Below are 21,660 nucleotides of genomic sequence, written 5' to 3'. Positions count from 1 at the left end.
GCGCCCGCAGCGCGGCCCGTGGCTCGGGCGGTACGCGCGGACGCGCCAAGAGCGGTTCCGGCAGCGGTGGTTCGGGTGGCGGGCGGGCCCGCAGGGCGGAGGCCGCGGCCCCGGCCGGGCCGCCGACGGGCGGTTACGCGGCGCGCGGAGGTACCACCATGACGACCGCACGCCCCGCCGGGGAGTCGGCGCCCCCGACGGCCTCGACACCGAGCGCCGGTCACCCCGCGGCGGCCCGGTCGGTCGTCCCCCCGGCCCGCTCGCGCCGCGCGCGCCTGAGGGCCGCGCGCGTCGACCCGTGGTCGGTCATGAAGGTCAGCTTCCTGCTGTCGGTCGCGCTCGGCGTGGTCACCATCGTCGCCGTCTCGCTGCTGTGGATCGTGCTCAACGGCCTCGGCGTCTTCGACTCGCTCGGCGGCACCGTCAAGGAAGTCACCCAGTCGGAGACCGACCCCGAGGGATTCGACCTCAAGGCCACGCTGTCGATGCAGAACACGCTCGTCTTCAGCAGTGCCATCGCGGTCATCGATGTCATCCTCGTGACCGCCCTCGCCACCCTCGGCGCGTTCCTCTACAACCTCACCGCCTCGTTCACCGGCGGCATCGAGGTCACCCTGGCCGAAGAGGACTGACCCTCTTCCCCCCTGATCCTCCACCCGGGTTCGCCCCGAAATCCCGAGGCGACCGCACCCCGCCCGGCCCCCCGAATCCCATTTTGGCGGCCGGGACGGGGTGCGGTACTCTCTTGGAGCACGCTCACCGAGGGCCTATAGCTCAGACGGTTAGAGCGCTTCCCTGATAAGGAAGAGGCCACAGGTTCAAGTCCTGTTAGGCCCACTTCGTAGCGTGCGTCAGAGGCTCTGTCTCCCTCGTGGAGGCGGAGCCTCTGGGTGTTTTCGGGGGTGGGCTCGGTGGCAACGGGCTTGGGGGTGCCGGGGGTTGCCGGGGCGGGGTGGTGAAGTCGGGGGTGGGGAACGGCCGTCGGCCCTGCCGTGTGGTGGGGGCGGGGCCGACGGCCGTCGGTGTCCGGGGGGCGCTGCGGGGGTCAGACGGTACCGCTGTCGGCGATGACGATGCTGCCGCTGGGCGTACCGCTGGAGGAGCCGTACGACTCGATCTTCTTGACGACGTCCATGCCCTCGACGACCTCGCCGAAGACGACGTGCTTGCCGTCCAGCCAGTCGGTGACGACCGTCGTGACGAAGAACTGCGAGCCGTTCGTGTTCGGACCGGCGTTGGCCATGCTGAGCAGGCCCGGCTTGGTGTGCTTCAGCTGGAAGTTCTCGTCCGCGAACTTCTCGCCGTAGATGCTCTTGCCGCCGGTGCCGTTGCCCCGGGTGAAGTCGCCGCCCTGGAGCATGAAGGCGGGGATCACGCGGTGGAACGCCGAGCCCTTGTAACCGAATCCGTGCTGCCCGGTGGCGAGTTCCCGGAAGTTGCGTGCCGTCTGCGGGACGACGTCGTCGAACAGTTTGAAGGTGATCCTTCCGACCGGCTCCTTGTCGATCGTGATGTCGAAGTAGACGTTCTCGCCCATGGCTCTGATCCTCCTGGACCGGATGTGGGACGGCTGGCGCCGCCTCGATTGACCGCGGGTGGCGGTGCGTGACCGAAACCCGCCCCGCCGAGCATAGGAGGAGCGGAGGGCCGCTCCGCGCGGCGGACGGCGGTCGCCGGTTGTTTGCCTCGATATGCCCCGACCGTGAGTGGGGGGCCGGGGTGCGAGCCGGTGCCGCACGGGTCCCCCCGGAAGGTAATCAAGCTGTTATTGTCGAGTCGGCCCCGGCTTCCGCGACCCGAGACCTTCGCGGCCCGGGAGAGACGGCATCAGCGGTTTCGGCGGTGTCGTGGGGCCGAACGTCACTCGCAGGACGGAGAGGCACGCGATGAAGAAGCTGATCCTGGTGGCCTTGGCCGCTGTGGCCGGATTGCTGGTCTACCGGCAGATCCAGGCCGACCGTGCCGAGCAGGATCTGTGGACCGAGGCGACCGACCCGGTCCCGGCGGGCTCGGTGCGCTAGGTTCGCCCGGCGGCGAACGCGTCACACGCAGGTTCCCGGTAGTCGTCAACGCAGGCGCGGGTCCCGTCCATGTCGGCCGGGGCCCGCGATATGCGTGGGAGCGTACGTGCGTTCTCCGATATGCTCGTACCTCCCGCGGGCCTGCCGCACCATCCCGAGGGGCCATAGCTCAGCTGGTAGAGCGCTGCCTTTGCAAGGCAGATGTCTGGGGTTCGAGTCCCCATGGCTCCACAAGAGATCCGCGGGGATCCACAGCTCGCGAGAACGCCGAAGTGCCGCGCGGTAGGCGCGGCACTTCGGCGTTTTCCGTGCTCCGGGGCGTTCCTCCGGCGCACGCCTCACGGCTCGTCGGGGTGCCGGTGTCCCGGGTGCCCGTGGTGGCGGTTCTGGCGGTTGCGGCGGTTCCTCTTGCCCCCGCCGGTCTGGTTGCTCCGCCTGCTGCCGCGGCGGCCCGACGCCGCCGTCTGCATGTCGGACTCGTCCTCCGTCGCGTGGCCGGGGTCGGTCACGGTCATCTCGGGGTTCGGGCTGCTGCGGAAGGCGTCCGGGCCGGCGACCGTGGGCGGTACGGCGGTGCTCTCGTCCGCCCTCCACTCCGTGCGCGTGGCCTTGCGCTGCCACCACATCCAGCCCAGGGTCGCGCCGATCGCGAGGGCCGTGCACAGGACCATCATCGAGTTGCGCTTCCGGTGCCGCTTCCTGGCCACCATCCGGCTCATCTCGGTGGCGCTCAGGTCGCCGCGCAGCGCCATCGCGGCGGCCTCGGCGCGCGACCGTGCCGCGTGGAGCATGGGCTCGCCGCTCTCGCGCGCGGACGCCGCGGCCGTGTTGAGGCGGGGGACGACGTCGTCCCGCATGCGGTGCTTCGCGCTGTCCATCGCGTGCTGCGCGCGCGGGCCGATCGCGGGGACGACGGTGTCGCGGCCGAACGCCTCCAGTCGGAACCGGGCGTTCTCCATGGCCGGCACGACGCGTTCGCGGGTGGTGTCGCGGGCCCGCCGCCGTGCCGTCGCCATGCCGTACTCCAGCCGCGGCGCGGCCCAATCGCGGGCGTCCGCGGCGTGGTGGACCGCGGCGTTCCGTGCCTTCGCGGCGTGTGGCACGACCAGGACCAAGGTCCGGTCGCGAGCGTCGCGTGCCTGATCCCAGCGGGTCACGACTGCCTCCTCCTCGGCGGGTACATCCGCTACGTCTTCCCGAGGCCGGAAGGATCATGCCTTGATTGTCATCTCATATCCTCTTGGCCCGAGTGGGTGACGGATGTCCGCCGGGTGCGGGCTACGTATCTTCCCCGCCTTTGCACGGCGGAGGCCGCAGCGTGCGAGGATTTCGGGGACCGCCGGATTCCGCGGTGGTCGTCACGACCGCAGGAAGGTTTATTCGTGGTTGAGCAGTTGTACGCCACCATCAAGACCAACCACGGGGACATCACCGTCCGGCTGCTGCCCTTCCACGCGCCGAAGACGGTCAAGAACTTCGTGGGGTTGGCGGACGGCTCGCTGCCGTGGACGGACCCGAGCAGTGATCAGCCGGGCGTCGGGCCGCTGTACAACGGCGTGCTCATGCACCGCGTCATCGACGGCTTCATGATCCAGGGCGGCGACCCGACGGGGACGGGCACCGGCGGTCCGGGCTACGAGTTCGACGACGAGATCCACCCGGAGCTCCAGTTCGACAAGCCCTATCTGCTGGCGATGGCCAACGCCGGGAAGCGCCTGGGGCGCGGCACCAACGGCTCGCAGTTCTTCGTCACGGTCCGGCCGACGCCGCAGCTCAACCGCAAGCACACCATCTTCGGCGAGGTCGCCGACGCCGCGGGGAGGAAGGTCGTCGACGCGATCGCCGCGACGCCGACCGACGGGGAGGACCGGCCGGTCGAGGACGTCGTGATCACCGAGATCGTCGTCGAGAGGCGCTGACGCCGCGGTGAATCCCATGGACGGCACCGGCGCGACCGACCGAGGCCAGGAGCCTCCGCACGCACCGCTGTGCTACCGGCACCCCGACCGCGAGACGCACATCAAGTGCGCGCGGTGCGAGCGACCCGTGTGCTCGGACTGCATGGTGAGCGCCTCGGTCGGCTTCCAGTGCCCGGACTGCGTGCGCGAGGGCGCCCGCACGGTCCGTGAGGCGCGGACGATAGGAGGCGCGCGCGTCCGTCCGACCACGGCCGGCGGGGGCGCGATCGTCACCAAGACGCTGATCGGCCTCAACATCGCCGTGTGGCTGCTGGTGCTGACCGCCGGCGACCGCGTCGTGGAGCGGCTGATGCTCATCGGCCACGCCCTGGTGCGCGGCGAGCCGGCCGGGATCGTCGAAGGCGAGTGGTACCGCCTGTTCACCGCCGCGTTCCTGCATCAGGAGGCGTGGCACATCGTCTTCAACATGTTCGGGCTGTGGATGCTCGGGCCGCCGCTCGAAGCGGTGCTGGGGCGTACGCGGTTCCTCGCGCTGTATATGGTGTCGGCGTTCGGCGGCAGCGCCACGTCCTACCTGCTGGCCGCGGAGAACGCCGGGTCGTTGGGGGCGTCGGGCGCGGTCTTCGGGTTGTTCGGCGCGTCGATCGTCGTGGGGCACCGGCTCAACGCCGATCTGCGCCCGCTCATCGCGCTGCTGGTGATCAACCTGGTGATCACGTTCCTCAACGTGGACCGCATCGACTGGCGGGCCCACGTGGGCGGTCTGGTGGTGGGGGCGATCACCGCGGCGTGCCTGGTGCACGCGCCTCGCGCCCACAGACTGGTGGCCCAGTTGATCGCGATCACCGTCATTGTCGTGATCCTGGTGGGCGTCGTGTTGTTCCGGACGGCACAGCTCGCGTGATCGGCTACACTGAGGGAAAATTCGCTTACGCCATGTGACGTCCTCGCGGACGGTCCGGCAAGTTATCCACAGGTTCTGTCGGGTTATCCCCATCGTGGATAACCCTGTGGATAACTCTGCCCTGGGCGCTGTCGAGGACCGGCTGTTCAGTACCGGCCGTCGGGTGCCACCGGAGCTGTTTCGCGCGTGTGCGCTACTTCCACTGCGTGGAGACGCCGAAGCCCGCGGCGATGAAGCCGAAGCCGACGACGATGTTCCAGTTGCCCATCGACTCGACCGGGAAGTCGCCGTTCGTCACGTAGTAGACGACGATCCAGAGCAGGCCGACGAGGAACAGCCCCAGCATGAGCGGGGCGACCCATCGCCGGGCGTCCAGTTTTATGGCCGTCCTCTTCTCCGGCGGCGGCGTAAAGTCGGACTTCTTGCGAATCCGGGACTTCGGCACGAGAGTCTCTCCTGTGGATGCTGCCCTGGGCCTACCGGCTGCGGCGTGTCGGCTAGCGTAGTCGCTGTCAGGTCCGGATGGAGGGTACGACAACGTGCGTATGCCCGGTGTGAGGTTGCCCGGTTCCCGCGCGGACGACGCCGACCGGTCCGGAACCGGTCGGCCTGCGATCGTACCCCGCCTCCTCTCCGCCCTGGTCTTCGGCCTTGCCGGGCTGCTGTGCTGGATCAGCGCGAACACCTCGCACGGCAGCAACCTGCGCAACGACAGCCAGGCGCTCGAATACCGCGACTGGGTGCGCAAACAGGGCGAGCACAATGCCGAGATCGAGCGCGAGGTCACCGAACTGCGCGATGACGTCGACGAGCTGACGCGGTCTCAGGTCGACGATCCGGCGGCGCAGGCCCGCGTCGACGCGCTCGTGCGGCCCGCCGGGCTCGCGCCGCTCAGCGGTCCGGGCATGACCGTGACGCTGACCGACGCCCCCGCGGACGCCACCCCGCGCGGCGACGCACCGCCGCCGACCCCCGACGACCTGGTGGTGCACCAGCAGGACATCCAGGGCGTCGTCAACGCGCTGTGGGCGGGCGGGGCGCAAGGGGTCCAGATCATGGACCAGCGGCTGGTCGCGACCAGTGCCGTGCGGTGCGTCGGCAACACCCTGATCCTGCACGGACGCGTCTACTCGCCGCCGTACGTCATCACCGCGGTCGGCGACGTCGACGGCCTGCAGCGGGCACTGGACGACAGCAAGGCCGTGTACACGTACCGCACCTATGTCGAGGCCTACGGTCTCGGGTACAAGGTGGAGGATCACCGACAGCTGAATCTGCCGGGGTACACGGGGTCGTTGGACCTCCGGTATGCGAAAGTCTCCTGAGTCGCCGCGCGCGTTCCGCCACGGGACGCCGCGAGGGGCGACCGAAGGCGACGAGAGAGGAACGGGAGACCGTGCGAACCGCGCTCCGCGGGCTTGGTGAGGCTTTCATCACGCTCGGCTTTCTCATCCTGCTCTTCGTCGTCTACCAGCTCTACTGGACCGGGGTGTTGGCCCGGCAGGCGCGCGCGGACGAGCTGGACAAGCTCGAGGCGCAGATGAAGCAGAACCTCGCCGCCGCGGCGCCTCCCGTGACGACGCCGGCCGCGGACCCCCCGAGCCCGGCCGCACCCGAACCGGCGCCGCAGCCGCCGTACGAGCCGGGGAAGAGCTTCGCGGTCATGTACATTCCGCGCTTCGGCGGCGACTGGAAGTGGACGGTCCTGGCCGGGACGTCCACGAACACCCTCAAGAAAGGGCTGGGCTGGTACGAGGGTTCGGCGCAGGCCGGGCAGGACGGCAACTTCGCCATCGCCGGGCACCGCAAGACGTACGGCGACCCCATGATCGACTTCCCCAAGCTGCGCGTCGGGGACAAGGTGGTCGTGAACGACACGGTGAACTGGTACGTGTATTCGCTGGACAAGCCGCTTGTCAACGGAACGTCCGACAAGGCGGTCTACAAGACCCTGCCGGACGACGTCGGGGTGGTGGCGACGGTCCCCGCGAAGGCGTTCGACCGGCCCGGCAAGTACATCACGCTCACCACCTGCGACCCGGAGTGGGGAAGCTCCCACCGGCTGATCGCGTGGGGGCACCTCGAATCGGTCCAGCCGTTGTCCGCCGGGGAACCCGAGGCGTTGAAGGGAGCCTCCTGATGTACGCCTGGATCTGGCGCCACCTGCCGGGCAACGTGTGGGTGCGCGCCGCCATTTCACTCGTTCTGGTCATGGCGGTCGTCTACGCGCTGTTCAACTGGATCTTTCCGTGGGCGGAGCCCATGCTGCCGTTCGGCGACGTGACCGTCGACCAGGGCAATGTCCAAGATGTCCAGCCGTCCGGAGGGCTGCCGGGATGACCGCGCGCATTCTTGTTGTGGACAATTACGACAGTTTCGTTTTCAACCTCGTTCAGTATCTGTACCAACTCGGGGCCACCTGCGAGGTCCGGCGCAACGACGCCGTGGCCGTCGACGAAGCGCTCGGCTTCGACGGCGTGCTGCTCTCCCCGGGGCCGGGGACGCCGGAGGAGGCCGGCGTGTGCGTCGATATCGTCAGGCACGGTGCCGGGCGCGTCCCGGTGTTCGGGGTGTGCCTGGGGATGCAGTCCATCGCCGTGGCGTACGGCGCTACCGTGGGCCGCGCCCCGGAACTTCTGCACGGCAAGACAAGTTTGGTCGAGCACGAGGGCTCGGGTGTCTTCTCCGGGCTGCCGTCGCCGTTCACCGCGACGCGCTACCACTCGCTCGCGGTGGGTCCGGACACGGTGCCGGCGGAATTGGAGGTGACCGGATGGACCGAGAGCGGCGTGATCATGGGTCTGCGCCATCGCGACCTTCCGGTCGAAGGCGTGCAGTTCCACCCGGAGTCGGTGCTGACCCAGGAGGGGCACCGGATGCTGGCGAACTGGCTGACGGTGTGCGGGGACCAGGACGCCGTCGGGCGGGCGGTGGGGCTGGCTCCGGTGGTGGGCCGCTCGGGTATGGCGACGGTCTAGCCCGCGGCGACGTCCCCGGCGCCGAGGCCGGGACGGGCCGGCGGAGACGCGCCGCGGGACGGCACTCGGGCGCGCCGGAGCTGCCCGGGCCGGCCGCCCCGGCCGCACCCGCGCTCAGACCCGGTCTCCCCGCACCGCCCGACGCCTCGGAGACCGTCCTGCTGCCTCCCGTGCGGGCGGCCGTCGAGCCGTACGCCGCGCCGCCCGGTGCCGAGCCGGTGGGTGCGTCGTACGCGTCGGCGCCGCCGCCGGTGGGACGGCCGCTCGCGCCGCCGCCCATGCTCGACCCGGACTTCCGCGACCGCACCGCCGAACTCACGGTCGTCGCCCCGCCGCCCCGGCGCGCGCGGTCGGCCGCCGCCCCGGCACCCTCCGAAGGCCGCGCCGCCCGACGCCGCGCCCTCCAGGAGGAGCAGCGGACCGGGCGCCGCCGGGCGGCGCCGCCCTCGGGCGGGGGGACGCGTGCCCGAGGCCGCGGCGCGGCGGCCGAACTCCCCGCGGGCGCGGGCCGCGCGGCCCGGCGCAAGGCCGCCCGCCCGTCGACGCGCTCGCGGGTCATCACCGGCGTGGCCACCGGGATCGGCGAACTCGCCATGACGCTGGGCCTGGTCATGGTGCTCTTCGTGGTCTACACGAAGTGGTGGACCAACGTCATAGGCGACCGCAACGCCGCCCGCAAGGCCAGCCAGTTGCAGGAGCAGTGGAACGCCGCGGAGAACGGCGAGGCGCCGCTTCCGGCCCCGGACCCGAGGCAACCCGACGGGTTCGCGCCGGGCAAGGGGTTCGCGCTGCTCTACATCCCCAAGCTGGGCGTCAAAGTGCCGGTCGCGCAGGGCACCGACAAGGAGAAGGTCCTCGACAAGGGTCTGACCGGGCACTACACGGAGCCGAAGACCGGGATGCCGTGGGACGCGCAGGGCAACTTCGCGGTCGCCGGGCACCGCAACACGCACGGCGAGCCGTTCCGGTACATCAACAAGCTCGCCGCCGGCGACTCCATCGTCGTGGAGACGGCGACGACCTACTACACGTACACGGTCAAGGACACGTTGCCCGAGACGTCGCCGCGGAACATCGGTGTGATCAACCCGATTCCGAAGGGCGGACCGTTCAAGGAGGCCGGGCGCTACATCACGCTGACCACGTGCACGCCCGACGGCGCCTCGACGTACCGGCTCATTGTCTGGGGCGAGATGAGCGAGGAACGGCCCCGCACCGAGGGCAAGCCCGACGCTTTGCTGAAGTAGAGGTAACGGCCCGTCAATCGCCGGTTGTCCAAAGGCAATTGGTCGCTTCCTGGGCCTGACCCCGGAGCTTGTCTGTGCAAAGCTTTCGGGCCATGGGCGTCGTGCGCAAACTGATTCGCGGCACTGCCGAGGTCGTCTTCACCCTCGGCCTCGTCGGACTGCTGCTGTGCGTCCACCAGCTGTGGTGGACGAACATCGAGTCACGGGCCGCGGCGGAGTCCCGGGTGAAGGACCTGCGCGACAGCTGGAAGGACGCGACGGCCCCGACGGTCGCGGATCCGCACGTGGATCCGGCCTCGGTCGACCCGCCGTACCTGGACGGCAGCGAGGGGCCGGACGACGTCGGGGGCGACGGGGCGGCGGACGGCACGGCCACGGGCGCGGGGACGAAGCGCGGTGACTCGTTCGCGATCGTCTACATCCCGCGCCTCGGCAAGAACTACAACAAGCCGATCGTCGAGGGCACGAGCCTCAAGTCGCTCGCGGCCGGCGTGGGCCACTACACGTACGCGCCGTATACCGGCCCCGGGCAGGTCGGCAACTTCGGTCTCGCGGGCCACCGCAACGGCCACGGCGAGCCGTTCCGGCACCTCAACCGGCTGCGGGTCGGCGACTACGTGGTCGTGGAGACCCAGAACACCTGGTACACGTACCAGATCCGGAAGGGCCCGTACATCACCAAGCCGAGCAATGGCGCGGTGCTGAGTACGGCACCGCCGCAACTCGGGCTGCCGCCCGGCGAGAAGCTCATCACGCTCACGACGTGCGACCCGGAGTTCACCTCGAAGAACCGCATGGTCTTCTGGGGGATCCTCACCGCGGAGGACCCCAAGCGCTCCGGTTTCAAGCCCGCCGCGCTCGCGTAGCGCGACCACGGCGGAGGGGCCGTACCGGAGTCGATCCGGTACGGCCCCTCCGCCGTGCGTGCCCTCGGGCGAGCGCTACTGGTTCCCGTTCCCGTTGTTGCGCGGGTCGAAGGGATTGGTGAACGGCGGCCCGTTGTTCGTCTGCGTGTTCTGCGGGGTGGTCGGCGGGGTCGTGGGCGTCGTCGGGTCGCCCGTCGGCGTCTCGGACGTGGGCGGTGTCGTGGGCGTCGTCGGGGTCGGTGCCGGGGACGGGCCCTGGGACACCGTCAGGGTGACGGTGTTGCCCTCGGTGACGGTGTCGCCCTTCTTGACGCTCTGTGCGATGACCGTGCCGGTCGGCTGGTTGCTGTACTCCTGGTCGGCGTCGACGGTGACCTTGAGGTCCTCCAGCGTCTTCTTCGCCGAGGTGAAGGTCTTGCCGACCACGTCGGGCATCTCGTGCGACGGCTTGCCGCTGTTGATCTTCAGGACGACCTCGGTGCCCATCGCCAGCTCGGTGTTCGCGGCCGGGTCGGTGGAGCAGACCGTCTCCTTGGTGCAGTCGTACTTCGTGCTGCGGTCGGGCTTGCCGACGAGGCCGACGGCCTTGAGGGCGTTCTGGGCGTCCTCCTCGGACTTCCCGACCACGGACGGCACCTTGACCAGCTCGGGGCCGCTGGAGACGACCACCTTGACGACGGTGTCCTTCTCGACCTGCGCGTCCACGCCCGGAGTCTGGCTGCAGATCTTGCCCTTCTCCTGGTCGCACGACTCCGTCTTGTCGACGGCGAGCTTCAAGGAGACGGCGCTGACCTGCTGCTGCGCCTCGGCCTCGGTCTTGCCGACCAGGTTCGGCACGGTCTTCTTGTCGCCCGCGCCTCCGCCGCCCAGCAGGGTCTTGCCCACGAAGAACGCCGCGACCAGCACCGCGATACAGGCGATCGCCAGCAGCGCCCACGCCCAGCCGCGCTGCTTGGGCGGGTCGTCGTCGTAGTCGTCGTCCGGGCCCAGGTCGTACTGCTGCTGGTGCGCGTTGGGCGGAGCGGCGTATCCCGCCTGGGTCGATGTGGTGGACGTCGCCGGGAGGTACTGGGTGGCCGCCTCCATCGGGGCCATCACCGCGGGGGCCGCGACCGGCACGCCGTGCAGGGCGCGCTCCAGGTCGGCGCGCATCTCGTCGGCGCTCTGGTACCGGTTGTCCGGGTTCTTCGCGAGCGACTTCAGCACGATCGCGTCGATCGTCGGCGAGACCTCGGGGTCGAACGTGCTCGGCGGCAGCGGGTCCTCGCGCACGTGCTGGTACGCCACCGCGACCGGCGAATCGCCGACGAAGGGGGGACGCTCGGTGAGCAGCTCGTACAGCAGGCAGCCGGTCGAGTAGAGGTCCGAGCGCGCGTCGACGGTCTCGCCGCGCGCCTGCTCGGGGGAGAGGTACTGGGCCGTACCGATCACCGCGGCCGTCTGCGTCATCGTCATGCCGTTGTCGGCCATGGCGCGCGCGATGCCGAAGTCCATCACCTTGACGGTGCCCTGACGCGTCAGCATGACGTTCGCGGGCTTGATGTCGCGGTGGATGATGCCGTTGCGGTGTGAGTACTCCAGTGCCTGGAGGACGCCGGCGGTCATCTCCATCGCGCGCTCGGGCAGCAGACGGCGGCCGGAGTGCAGCAGCTCGCGCAGCGTGGAGCCGTCGACGTACTCCATCACGATGTACGGGATGGAGATCCCGTTGATGTAGTCCTCGCCCGTGTCGTACACCGCGACGATCGCCGGGTGGTTCAGTGAGGCGGCGGACTGGGCTTCGCGCCGGAACCGAGCCTGGAACGAGGGGTCGCGGGCGAGGTCGGCGCGGAGCGTCTTCACCGCGACGGCACGGCCCAGACGGATGTCGCGGCCGAGGTAGACCTCGGCCATGCCACCGCGGCCCAGGACCGCGCCGATCTCGTACCGGTCGCCGAGGCGACGCGGCTCTTCCATAGCTTCCAGCCTTCCTTTTACCGGTCCTCGGCCCTTAATCTCCTCGGACACGGTACCGGGGCCGAGGCGTGCGCGTTTGTCACAGACTGGTCAAGTCGATCAAGCGGGCCCGCCCCGATGTGTCGGGTCTCACTTGCCGAGCACCGCCTTCATGATCCCGACGGCCGTCGGGGCCGCGGCGGCGCAGCCGCTGATGTCGTCGCGCTCGACATCGGCTCCCTGGTCCTCGACCACGACGGCGACGGCGACCTTCTTGCCGTCGACCTCGGCGAACGAGACGAACCAGGCGTACGGCGGGCTCGAATTGTTCACACCGCGCTGGGCGGTGCCGGTCTTGCCGCCGACCTTGACACCGTCGATCTTGGCGCTCGGGCAACTGCCCTCGGTCACCACCCCGACCATCATGTCCTGGAGCTGCTTGGCGACCTCGGGGCTGACCGCCTCGCTGATCTGCTTCTCCTGGAAGCTCTCGATGGTGTCCAGGCTCTGCGAGCGCAGGGCGTTGACCAGCGACGGCTGCATCACCTTGCCGTTGTTGGCGATCGCCGCGACGACCATGGCCATGTGCAGCGGTGTGGCCCGGACGCTCTGCTGGCCGATCGCCGCGCGCATCACCTGCGCGTCGTCCTCGTTCTCCGGATAGAGGCTGGCGTTGACGCGGGCGGGGATGTCGAGGTTGTTCTTGGTGTCGGCGCCGCCCTTGGTGAAGTCGTACTTGCCGAAGTCGTTGAAGCCGAACTTCTCCGCCTGGGCCTTGATCGCCTCGTCGCCGAGGTCGGTCGCGACGCCCGCGAACACGGTGTTGCAGGAGATCTCCAGGGCGCGTTCGAGGGTCGCGCCCTTGCAGTTCGCCACTCCGGGGTGGTCGGTCAGCGACTGGTTCGAGTTCGGATACCGGATGGGAGAGTCGAACTTCGTGGCCTCATCGGGTTTGTACTTGCCGCTGGAGAGCGCCGCCGCCGCGGTGATGAGCTTGAACGTCGACCCGGGGGCGTAGGTGTAGCGGATGGCGCGGTTGTCCATCGGCTTGGCCGGGTCCTCGTTGAGCGTCTTCCAGGCCTCGCTCTGCGCCGCGTTGTCGTTGACCGCGAGCAGACTCGGGTCGTACGACGGGGTCGACACCATCGTGAGGACCTTGCCGGTGGCCGGGTCGATCGCGACCGCGGCGCCGGTCTTGCCGTTGAGGCCCTTGAACGCGGCTTCCTGGGCGGCGGCGTTGATGGTCAGCTCGACGTTGCCGCCGCGCCGGTCCTTGCCGGTGATGACGTCGATCACGCGGCGCACGAACAGGCGGTCGTCGTCGCCGTTGAGGATGTCGTCCTCGATGTTCTCCAGCAGGTTGCTGCCGAAGAACTGCGACTTGAAGCCGGTGACGGGCGCGTACATCGGGCCGTTCGTGTACGTGCGCTGGTACTCGAACTTCTTGCTGTCGGTCTTCTCCGACCCGGTGATCGGCTTGTTGTCGACCAGGAAGTCACCGCGGGGGTGGGAGTACTCCTCGTACACCGCCCGCCTGTTCTGCGGATGGTCGGCGTAGTCGTCGGCCTTGACGACCTGGACCCAGTTCGACCGCAGCATGAGAGCGGCGACCAGTATCAGGCAGAAGACGGACACTTTGCGCAGTGGCTTGTTCACTTGCGATCCCAATCCCTCACTGGCTGTGTCCCCTCTGTCCGGCGGGTCCGGGCGGCGGCGGATCGGCGCTCGGCGGCGCCGGCGGCGTCGCCGGAGGCGGCGGTACGGCCGCCACGCCCCCCAGCATCGTCAACGCGTCGGGGGACGACACGGGTTCGGCCGACTCCCCCGGCCCCGCGGCCGAACGGCTCACGGTCGCCTGGTCGTTCGGCGGCCCGGCCGACGGACCCGCGTCGTCGGCGAGGCCGCCGAGCTGCGAACCCTGCACCGGCGTCGGCTCGGCCAACTCGTCCTGGTCCGCCGGGTCGAGCGGCGTCTCGGTGAAGTCGTTGCGCCGACGGCGTCCGCCGCGGCTGTTCTGCGTCGCCGACACCTCGCCCGCGGCGACCGACGGCGCGGGCCGCCGGGCGGTGTGGCTGATCACGATGAGTATGGCGACCAGGATCCAGTTGGTGATGACCGACGAACCGCCCTGCGCGAGGAACGGCATCGTCATACCGGTCAGCGGGATGAGGCCGGTGACACCGCCCGCGACGACGAAGACCTGGAGCGCCATGACCACGGCCAGGCCCGCCGCGAGCAGCTTGCCGAACGGGTCGCGGGCGGCGAGCGCGGTGCGCAGGCCGCGCTCGACGAGCAGGCCGTACACCATGAACATCGCCATCATCCCGGCGAGCCCCAGCTCTTCGCCGACGGTGGTGAGGATGAAGTCGCTGCGCGCGGCGAAGCCGATCTCGTTGGGGTAGCCCTGGTTGAGCCCCGTGCCGATCAGGCCGCCGTCGCCGTAGCCGAACATCGCCTGCGCGAGCTGGTCGGAGGTGCCCTTGGGGTGGACCGGGTCGTAGATGGCCAGCGGGTCGAGCCAGGAGTCCACGCGGCTTTTGACGTGCGGCTCGACCGACCCGACGACCGCGGCACCGAGGCCGGCCATCAGGACGCCGAACAGCAGCCAGCTGACCCGCTCCGTCGCGATGTACAGCATGATGACGAAGACGCCGAAGAACAGCAGCGACGTGCCCAGGTCGCGTTCGAAGACCAGGATCAGCAGGCTCAGCAGCCAGACCACGAGGATCGGGCCCATGTCGCGGCCACGCGGCAGGTACACGCCCATGACCTTGCGGCTCGCCAGCGCGAGCGCGTCGCGCTTGACCATCAGGTAGCCCGCGAAGAACACCGTGAGCACGATCTTCGTGAACTCGCCGGGCTGGATCGAGAACGGCCCGAGGCGGATCCAGATCTTCGCGCCGTAGGTGTCGCCGGGGAACGGGATGGGCGACACCAGCAGCACCAGGGCCACCAGCATCGCGATGTACGTGTAGCGCTGGAGGATGCGGTGGTCGCGCAGAAACACCACGACGGCGACGAACAGCGCGACGCCGACGCCGGTGTACATCAGCTGCGTCGGCGCGGCCTTGCGGCTCAGATCCAGGTCGAGCCGGTAAATGAGGACGAGCCCCATGCCGTTGAGGAACGTCGCCAGCGGCAGCAGCAGCGGGTCGGCGTACGGCGCGAACTTGCGGACCACCAGGTGCCCGACGCCCGCCATCAGGCCGAGCCCGAACCCGTACGTCACCAGCCCCGCGGGCAGACTGCCGTTCCCCGCCAGACCGATGTTCGCGTACGCGAGCACCGGCACCAGCACCGCGAACCCGAGCATCATCAGCTCGGTGTTGCGACGGTTCGGAGCCGACTGCGGGGTGATCGTCGTGTTGCTCACGGCGTTCCCCCTCAACTGGGTTCGATCGGCTGTTCGTCGCACTTGATGATCAGTTCCTGGTCAGGGCCCAGATCGATGCGCGGTGCCGGGGGGGCCGGTGCGGCGGCGGGCGGCGCCGTCGTGGCGTTCGGGTCGGGGGCGGGCGTGGTTCCGTTCGACCCGCGCTGCCCGGGCTCGGTCGTGGAACTGGCGGTGGGGTCGCCCGACGGGTCGGCCGCGGGTGCCGTCCGCGTCGGCGGCGTGGCCCTCGGGGTCGACCGCGAGACGCTGTCCGAGCCGGGCCGGCCGGTCGCGGCCGGTGTCGGGGTGCTCATCGGGGCGGCCTGCACCGTCTGGGCCGTGCTCACGTTCGTGCCCTCCGGGAGGCCGTTGCCCGGGGACGGCGACGGCTGCGGCTGCTCCGGGGCGGGGGTCTGCGGTTCCTGGGAAGAGACGGCCTTCGCCTGCTCCTGGTTCCAGGTGACGACCGTGCGGCACACCTCGGACTGGTGCTTGAGCTTCGCGACGTAGTTGCGGGCGTCGTCGAGACTCGACGCGTCGTAGCGCTCGGTGACGCTGTCGCGGTACTCGGCGCCGATCAGCTTCATGGTGACGGCGTCGTAGTGCTTGTAGGGCTTGGACAGCGAGAAACCGAAGATCTCCGCGTCGATGCCGCGGTAGATCGCCACATGGTCGCCGTCCCGCGCCACGTAGTACTGCGTCTGCGTCCACCAGTAGGCGCCGCCCAGCGCGGCGAGGACCACGACCGCCGGACCCCAGATCGGCAGCGTGCGCCGCCACGCGGGCTTCGGGCGCCGCCGGCTCGGCGGGCCGGTCTCCGGGACCAGTGCCTCGTTCTCGTACTCCCCGGCGGTGAGTTCGTGCGCGCGGGACGCCGGGGTGTTGGGCAGCGTCGCGGTGTCGCCCGACCGGTCGTCGGCGACCGCGCCGACCACCATCGGGATGTCGGACGGGGTTTCGTCGACGTCGACGATGTCGGCGACGATGCACGTGATGTTGTCGGGGCCGCCGCCGCGCAGCGCGAGTTGGATCAACTCCTGGACGGCGTCGCGCGGATCGACCAGCGCCAGCAGGGTGTCCTGCATGGTCTCGCGGCTGACCACGCCCGACAGGCCGTCGCTGCACACGAGATAGCGGTCGCCGGCCCGGGCCTCGCGTACCGCGAGGTCGGGTTCGACCTGGCCCCGGCCGTCGAGCGCGCGCATCAGCAGCGAGCGCTGCGGGTGGTGGCCGGCCTCCTCCTCGGTGATGCGGCCCTCGTCGACGAGCCGCTGCACCCACGTGTGGTCCTGGGTGATCTGCTCCAGGACGCCGTCCCGCAGCAGGTACGCGCGCGAGTCGCCGACGTGCACGAGGCCGAGGCCGGTGCCCGCCCACAGCAGGGCGGTGAGCGTCGTCCCCATGCCCTCCAGGCCGGGGTCGTCCTCGATCATGACGCGCAGCCGGTCGTTGGCGCGGTCCACCGCGCCGCGCAGCGCCTCGCGCAGATCGGCGCCGGGAAGGTCCTCGTCGAGTTCCACGATCGTGGACAGGACCTCGGAACTGGCCACTTCGCCCGCGGCGGCGCCGCCCATGCCGTCGGCGACCGCGAGCAGACGGGGACCGGCGTAGCCGGAGTCCTCGTTGCCCTCGCGGATCATGCCTTTGTGCGATCCGGCGGCGAAGCGGAGAGAGAGGCTCATTCAGGCTACCTGCGCAGCTCGATAACGGTCTTGCCGATGCGGATCGGCGCTCCGAGGGGTACGGGGGTCGGTCCGGTCAAACGCGTGCGGTCCAGGTAGGTGCCGTTGGTCGACCCCAGGTCCTCCACGACCCACGAGCCGTCGGGAGCCGGGTAGATGCGAGCGTGCCGGCTCGACGCGTAGTCGTCGTCGAGCACGATGGCGGAGTCGTGGGCCCGGCCGATGGTGATCTGCTGGTCGGTCAGATTCATCGTGGTGCCGGTGAGGGACCCCTCGGTGATGACGAGCTTCGAGGGGGCGTTGCGCGACGCGCGGCCACGCTGCCCTCGGCTCTGTTGCGGAGGCGCCTGCTGGGCTGCCGGTGGAGACACCGCCGCGGCGGATCCGGCGGCCTGCGCGGCGGTGGCGCGCCGGCGCATCGGCCGCTGGGTGACGCGCGTGCCGAACAGGTCGCTGCGGATCACCTGGACCGCGACGATCACGAACAGCCACAGCACGGCGAGGAAACCCAGCCGCATGACGGTGAGGGTCAGCTCAGACATGCGCCCGATGTCACCCCTCGGTTTGACGGAACACGACAGTGGTACTGCCCAAGACGATTCTCGATCCGTCGCGGAGCGCGGCACGCTGGCAGTGCTGCCCGTCCACGACGATGCCGTTCGTCGACCCCAGGTCGGCGATCGACGGCGGCGGGCCGACACGGATCTCGGCATGGTGCCGCGACACGCTCGGGTCGTCGACCCGCACGTCCGCGTCGGTGCTCCGGCCCAACTTGACGACCGGGGCCTTCAGATCATGGCGCAAACCGTTGATCTCGACCCAACTGCGCAGCACCGGTGCCCGATACGGGGCGGGCGCCGGGCCCGGTGGGGGGCTCGGCGGCCGAGGCGGAAGGCTGCCGGGTGGGCCGCCCATGGGCACACCGGACTGCATGCCGCCTTGCGGGTACGAGGGCGGGGGCTGCTGCTGGAAGTGCGGAGCGGGGCCTTGCGGCGGTCCGCCGTGCGACCCTGGGGGAGCGTAGCGCGGATCGGCGCCGTATGGCGCCGGACCGGGAGGAGGAGCCGCCGGCCCGGTGGGCGGACCGTAGCCCGGGGCGCCTTGCGACTGGCTGCCGGCGAGGGCCTGGCTGCGGACCCGGTACAGGCCGGTGTCGAGGTCGTCGGCCTGCTCGAAGTGCACCTCGACCGGTCCGATGAAGGAGTAGCGCTGCTGCTGGGCGTAGTCCCGGACCATCGTGGACAGTTCGGCGCCGAGTTGCTCGGCGTACGGGCTCAGGCGCTCGTAATCGTGTGAGCCCAACTCGACGACGAAGTCGTTGGGGACCATCGTGCGGTCGCGGTTCCAGATGGTCGCGTTGCTGTCGCACTCGCGCTTGAGCGCGCTGGCGATCTCGACCGGCTGGACATCCGACTTGAAAGCCTTGGCGAAGGCGCCGTTGACCATGCCCTCAAGTCGTTGTTCGAACTTCTTCAGGACACCCACGGGCACCTCCTTCCTTCAAGCGTCGCCGTCGCCGCGCGGGGCACGGGCGTCCCGGACCGGGCGGGTGCCGGTCCAGGGGGTCCCACAGTGTGCTCACTGATCGTATCCACGCGCGAGAAACGGGCATGGTTCCCCGTCACGGTCACTGTAGGGAGTGTCGGCCCTCACAAGGATTCCTCGCACCCCCGGCCCTTCGTCCTGGCTCGCTTGTCGTCGTTGTGTTTGACCCCGTGCGTCTACCCCACCGCCGCACCGGACATCCGGGCGTCGCAGGTCAAGCATGCCGGAGACCCGGGGGCGGCGGGGATGGCCCCGGGCAAAGAAGGGGCGGCCGGGGGCGCTGTGCGCCTTTCGGTGTGCTTTGGGGGTGCTGTGGGGGCCGTGGGGGAGTGCCGAGGGCGGCCGGCGGGTAAGGATTCGAGTCGGCCCCGGCTTCCGTGCTAATCTTCAACCGTTGCTCGCGCGGGTGGCGGAATAGGCAGACGCGCTGGATTCAGGTTCCAGTGCCCGAAAGGGCGTGGGGGTTCAACTCCCCCCTCGCGCACCGCGAGTTGCACCGCACGAAGGTGCCCCTCACCGGAGACGGAAGTCTCGGGGAGGGGCATTTTTCGTTGTGCGGGTGCGTGTGCCGACGCGGGCGCGGTGACTGATGGGCGACTGATTCGGGGGCGGGAGCCGCGTTCGTAGGTTCGGGGCATCGCACCGGCCGGACGGTCGGGTGCTCCGCCTCTTCCCGGGAGACCAGCCGACATGAGTCCGGACAAGCGCGCCTCGACCACCCGGTCCGTCGTGACCGAACTGCTCCGCCGCATCGGTGCGGGGGATCCCGACGCGATCGCCGCGTTGTACGCCGACGCGGTCGACTGGCGGCTCGACTGGCCCGCGGAGGAGCACGGGCGGGCGGAGACGCCGTGGATTCGTCGTCGTGCGACGGGGGCGGACGCGGCCGAGCATTTCCGGCAGATCGGTGAGCACCATGTCCCCGGGGAGGCCGGGACGGAGATCGAGCGTGTGCTCGTGGACGGTGAACACGCGGTGGTGACCGGGGACATCCGGCAGACCGCCCGCTCGACCGGGCGGCCCTATCGCGCGAGGTTCGCGCTGCATCTGACGGTGGAGGACGGGCTGATCACCCGGCACCACGTCTATGAGGACAGCCTCGCGGTCGCGCGGGCCTTCGCGTCGGGGCCGGTGGCGGGGTGAGCTGTCAGGTTTCGGGCAGGACGCGGTGGAGGGCGGCCCGACGCGTCTCAGGAGGGACCCCATGAGCCTCTACACCGCGATCGCGACTTCGGACGGGCGGGACAAGCGGGCGGTCAGCTCGGACGGTCGACTCGACGTCAAGCTCGGCATGCAGAAGGAGTTGGGCGGCGACGGCATCGGGACGAACCCCGAGCAGTTGTTCGCGGCGGGCTACGCCGCGTGCTTCGCCAGCGCGATGCAACTGGTCGCGAAGCGGCAGAACGTGGACGCGGCGGACGCGTCGGTCACCGCCGAGGTCTCGCTCGACGCGAACGACGAGGGCGGGTTCACGCTCGGCGTCACGCTGCGCGTCGAACTCCCGGACCACCTCTCCGGCGACGCCGGCCGCGCGCTGCTGGAGGCGACGCACCGGGTCTGCCCCTACTCCAACGCCACGCGCGGCAACATCCCGGTGGAGCTGGTCGTCGAGTAGGCCGCGGTCCGCCGCGAACCGCGGTGGCCGGCCGGTGGGTTCCCCGTCCACCGGCCGACCGCCGCTTCTTTGCGATGTGCGGGTCGAAGGACCGTGTGGCGGGCGATAGTTTCGGGAGGTTCGGGGGATCGCCGGGTGCGGGAGTCGGAGGGTTTGGGGATGGCGCTGGCCGGGCCGCTGGAGGATGTGCGGGACGAAGTGACCCTGGAGGGGCGGGACTTCACGGTCCCCGGGTTCCGGTCGCGGGAGGCGGCGAAGGCGAAGGCGGTGGGCAGGGCGCTGCGGAAGGGGTTGTCGCGGGCCGATCACGATCGGTTCGAGGCGGGGGATGACCGGCCCGCGGTGCTTGATGTCGTGGAGCAGGCGAATCAGGGGCGTCTGCCCGGGCTGGTGCCGCTGCGGATCGGGCGGATGGTGGCCACGCCGTTCGCGTTCCTGCGGGGCTCGGCGGGGCTGATGGCCGCGGACCTGGCGAAGACGCCGGTGACCGGGGTGACCGCGCAGATCTGCGGGGACGCGCACGCGGGCAACTTCGGGTTGTTCGGGGCGAGTGACGGGCGCCTGGTGATGGACGTCAACGACTTCGACGAGACGGTTCCGGGGCCGTGGGAGTGGGACCTCAAGCGGCTCGCGGCGAGCCTGGTGGTCGCGGGGCGGGTCGGCGGTGCCGGGGAGGACGTCTGCCGGGACGCCGCGCGGGACGCGGCGGAGGCGTACCGGAAGACTTTGGCCCTGCTGGCCGGGATGCCGGTGCTCCAGGCGTGGCAGGCGATCGCGGACGAGTCGCTGGTGTGGCACGCGGAGGCGCACGACCTGTCGGGCGTCCTGGAGCGCGTCTCGGCCAAGGCGCACAAGAACACCAGCGCGCGGTTCGCGTCGCGCGCTACGGTCGAACTGGCGGACGGGCGGCGGAGGTTCGTTCCGGAGCCGCCGGTCCTGACGGTGGTCGACGACGAGACCGCCGACGCGGTGGCGCGGTCGTTGGCGGGGTATGTGGAGACGCTCTCGCCGGAACGGCGGCCGATGTTCGAGCGGTTCGCGGTGGAGGATGTCGCGTTCCGCGTGGTGGGCACAGGGAGCGTCGGGCTGCGCGCGTACGTGGTGATGCTGGAGGGCAGCGGGGACGAGCCGCTGGTCCTCCAGGTGAAGGAGGCGCGCAAGTCCGCGCTGGCGCCCGCACTCGGTCTTCCCGACACCGGGCACGAGGGGCGCCGGATCGTCATCGGCCAGAAGGTGATGCAGGCGGTCACCGACACCCTGCTGGGCTGGACGAGCATCGGCGAACGGCACTTCATGGTGCGACAGTTCCGCAACAAGAAGGGCAGCATCGACGCGAGCACGCTGCCCCCCGACCAGCTCGACGACTACGCCCGGATGACGGGTGCCCTGCTGGCCCGGGCGCACAGCCACTCGGTGGATCCGAAGCTGCTGGCCGGCTACTGCGGCAAGAGCGGGAAGCTGGACGAGGCGATCGCGGCGTTCGCGGTGGCGTACGCGGACCGGACCGAGCGCGACCACGCGGAACTGGTCGCGGCGGTGGCGTCCGGGCGCCTGCCCGCGGAGACGGGCGTGTAG

21 protein-coding genes, 3 tRNA genes and 1 pseudogene are annotated in these 21,660 nt (G+C 70.3%); 16 read left to right on the top strand and 9 right to left on the bottom strand.

Annotated elements, in window-relative coordinates; genetic code table 11:
• Positions 1–158: 158 nt before the first annotated feature.
• On the top strand, positions 159–632 hold the full coding sequence (locus tag LO772_RS17875) for a DUF3566 domain-containing protein (protein WP_331717341.1): 474 nt from the start codon (positions 159–161) through the stop codon (positions 630–632).
• A 131-nt stretch (positions 633–763) separates the two neighbouring features.
• A tRNA-Ile gene (locus tag LO772_RS17870) sits at positions 764–837 on the top strand.
• A gap of 208 nt (positions 838–1,045) precedes the next feature.
• Here the strand turns inward: LO772_RS17870 and LO772_RS17865 are convergent.
• The gene (locus LO772_RS17865) at positions 1,046–1,537 is read right to left on the bottom strand and encodes a peptidylprolyl isomerase (RefSeq protein ID WP_231779398.1); all 492 of its coding nucleotides are present in this window, start codon (positions 1,535–1,537) and stop codon (positions 1,046–1,048) included.
• A gap of 349 nt (positions 1,538–1,886) precedes the next feature.
• On the opposite strand from LO772_RS17865, the gene LO772_RS17860 reads away from it, so the two are divergent.
• Both LO772_RS17860 and LO772_RS17855 read left to right on the top strand, forming a co-directional pair.
• Positions 1,887–2,021, top strand: a complete 135-nt coding sequence (locus LO772_RS17860) for a DLW-39 family protein (protein WP_231779397.1) — start codon at positions 1,887–1,889, stop codon at positions 2,019–2,021.
• A 158-nt stretch (positions 2,022–2,179) separates the two neighbouring features.
• A tRNA-Ala gene (locus tag LO772_RS17855) sits at positions 2,180–2,252 on the top strand.
• 107 nt (positions 2,253–2,359) lie between these two features.
• Here the strand turns inward: LO772_RS17855 and LO772_RS17850 are convergent.
• Complete coding sequence (locus tag LO772_RS17850; RefSeq protein ID WP_231779396.1) at positions 2,360–3,178, bottom strand: DUF5324 family protein; 819 nt, start codon at positions 3,176–3,178, stop codon at positions 2,360–2,362.
• A 225-nt stretch (positions 3,179–3,403) separates the two neighbouring features.
• On the opposite strand from LO772_RS17850, the gene LO772_RS17845 reads away from it, so the two are divergent.
• Positions 3,404–3,940 carry a peptidylprolyl isomerase gene (locus tag LO772_RS17845; protein WP_231779395.1) on the top strand — a complete coding sequence of 179 codons (537 nt, stop codon included), beginning with the start codon at positions 3,404–3,406 and terminating at the stop codon, positions 3,938–3,940.
• 16 nt (positions 3,941–3,956) lie between these two features.
• Entirely contained in the window at positions 3,957–4,844 is an 888-nt protein-coding gene (locus tag LO772_RS17840) for a rhomboid family intramembrane serine protease (protein WP_231779394.1), read from the top strand.
• Between the two features lie 193 nt (positions 4,845–5,037).
• Here LO772_RS17840 and crgA read toward each other — a convergent pair whose 3' ends face one another.
• Positions 5,038–5,289: a cell division protein CrgA gene (crgA, locus tag LO772_RS17835; protein WP_231779393.1), complete on the bottom strand. Its 252-nt coding sequence runs from the start codon at positions 5,287–5,289 to the stop codon at positions 5,038–5,040.
• A gap of 100 nt (positions 5,290–5,389) precedes the next feature.
• Here crgA and LO772_RS17830 point away from each other — a divergent pair, with 100 nt between their 5' ends.
• From LO772_RS17830 to LO772_RS17805, 6 genes are all read left to right on the top strand, one after another.
• Positions 5,390–6,169, top strand: a complete 780-nt coding sequence (locus tag LO772_RS17830; RefSeq protein WP_231779392.1) for a DUF881 domain-containing protein — start codon at positions 5,390–5,392, stop codon at positions 6,167–6,169.
• Positions 6,170–6,240: 71 nt separating this feature from the next.
• Entirely contained in the window at positions 6,241–6,984 is a 744-nt protein-coding gene (locus LO772_RS17825) for a class E sortase (protein ID WP_231779391.1), read from the top strand.
• Positions 6,984–7,184: a hypothetical protein gene (locus LO772_RS17820; RefSeq protein WP_231779390.1), complete on the top strand. Its 201-nt coding sequence runs from the start codon at positions 6,984–6,986 to the stop codon at positions 7,182–7,184. The genes LO772_RS17825 and LO772_RS17820 overlap by 1 nt, the downstream gene beginning before the upstream one ends.
• Positions 7,181–7,822, top strand: coding sequence for an aminodeoxychorismate/anthranilate synthase component II (locus LO772_RS17815; RefSeq protein ID WP_231779389.1), 642 nt, complete (start codon positions 7,181–7,183; stop codon positions 7,820–7,822). The genes LO772_RS17820 and LO772_RS17815 overlap by 4 nt, the downstream gene beginning before the upstream one ends.
• A 170-nt stretch (positions 7,823–7,992) precedes the next feature.
• Positions 7,993–9,069 (top strand): class E sortase, encoded by a 1,077-nt coding sequence (locus LO772_RS17810; RefSeq protein ID WP_231779388.1) that lies wholly within the window; start codon positions 7,993–7,995, stop codon positions 9,067–9,069.
• A gap of 92 nt (positions 9,070–9,161) precedes the next feature.
• Positions 9,162–9,935, top strand: coding sequence for a class E sortase (locus LO772_RS17805; RefSeq protein ID WP_231779387.1), 774 nt, complete (start codon positions 9,162–9,164; stop codon positions 9,933–9,935).
• A gap of 75 nt (positions 9,936–10,010) precedes the next feature.
• Here LO772_RS17805 and pknB read toward each other — a convergent pair whose 3' ends face one another.
• From pknB to LO772_RS17775, 6 genes and pseudogenes are all read right to left on the bottom strand, one after another.
• Positions 10,011–11,891, bottom strand: coding sequence for a Stk1 family PASTA domain-containing Ser/Thr kinase (gene pknB / locus LO772_RS17800; protein WP_231779386.1), 1,881 nt, complete (start codon positions 11,889–11,891; stop codon positions 10,011–10,013).
• A 129-nt stretch (positions 11,892–12,020) separates the two neighbouring features.
• On the bottom strand, positions 12,021–13,526 hold the full coding sequence (locus tag LO772_RS17795; protein ID WP_231779385.1) for a penicillin-binding transpeptidase domain-containing protein: 1,506 nt from the start codon (positions 13,524–13,526) through the stop codon (positions 12,021–12,023).
• Between the two features lie 379 nt (positions 13,527–13,905).
• A pseudogene (locus tag LO772_RS17790) lies at positions 13,906–15,186 on the bottom strand (FtsW/RodA/SpoVE family cell cycle protein); the annotation flags it as partial.
• Positions 15,187–15,254: 68 nt separating this feature from the next.
• Complete coding sequence (locus tag LO772_RS17785) at positions 15,255–16,925, bottom strand: PP2C family protein-serine/threonine phosphatase (RefSeq protein WP_231779384.1); 1,671 nt, start codon at positions 16,923–16,925, stop codon at positions 15,255–15,257.
• 5 nt (positions 16,926–16,930) lie between these two features.
• Positions 16,931–17,467: an FHA domain-containing protein FhaB/FipA gene (locus LO772_RS17780; RefSeq protein ID WP_231779383.1), complete on the bottom strand. Its 537-nt coding sequence runs from the start codon at positions 17,465–17,467 to the stop codon at positions 16,931–16,933.
• Positions 17,468–17,477: 10 nt separating this feature from the next.
• Positions 17,478–18,410, bottom strand: a complete 933-nt coding sequence (locus tag LO772_RS17775; RefSeq protein WP_231779382.1) for an FhaA domain-containing protein — start codon at positions 18,408–18,410, stop codon at positions 17,478–17,480.
• Positions 18,411–18,870: 460 nt separating this feature from the next.
• Between LO772_RS17775 and LO772_RS17770 the strand changes: the two genes are divergently transcribed.
• From LO772_RS17770 to LO772_RS17755, 4 genes are all read left to right on the top strand, one after another.
• Positions 18,871–18,954, top strand: a tRNA-Leu gene (locus tag LO772_RS17770).
• 206 nt (positions 18,955–19,160) lie between these two features.
• Positions 19,161–19,613, top strand: coding sequence for a nuclear transport factor 2 family protein (locus LO772_RS17765; RefSeq protein ID WP_231779381.1), 453 nt, complete (start codon positions 19,161–19,163; stop codon positions 19,611–19,613).
• Between the two features lie 61 nt (positions 19,614–19,674).
• On the top strand, positions 19,675–20,085 hold the full coding sequence (locus LO772_RS17760; protein WP_231779380.1) for an organic hydroperoxide resistance protein: 411 nt from the start codon (positions 19,675–19,677) through the stop codon (positions 20,083–20,085).
• A 159-nt stretch (positions 20,086–20,244) separates the two neighbouring features.
• Positions 20,245–21,660, top strand: a complete 1,416-nt coding sequence (locus LO772_RS17755; RefSeq protein WP_231779379.1) for a DUF2252 domain-containing protein — start codon at positions 20,245–20,247, stop codon at positions 21,658–21,660.

Source organism: Yinghuangia sp. ASG 101 (assembly GCF_021165735.1).
Taxonomy (GTDB): Bacteria; Actinomycetota; Actinomycetes; order Streptomycetales; family Streptomycetaceae; genus Yinghuangia.
Note: the sequence above shows the minus strand (reverse complement) of the source record. Positions and strands in the feature narration are given on the sequence as shown.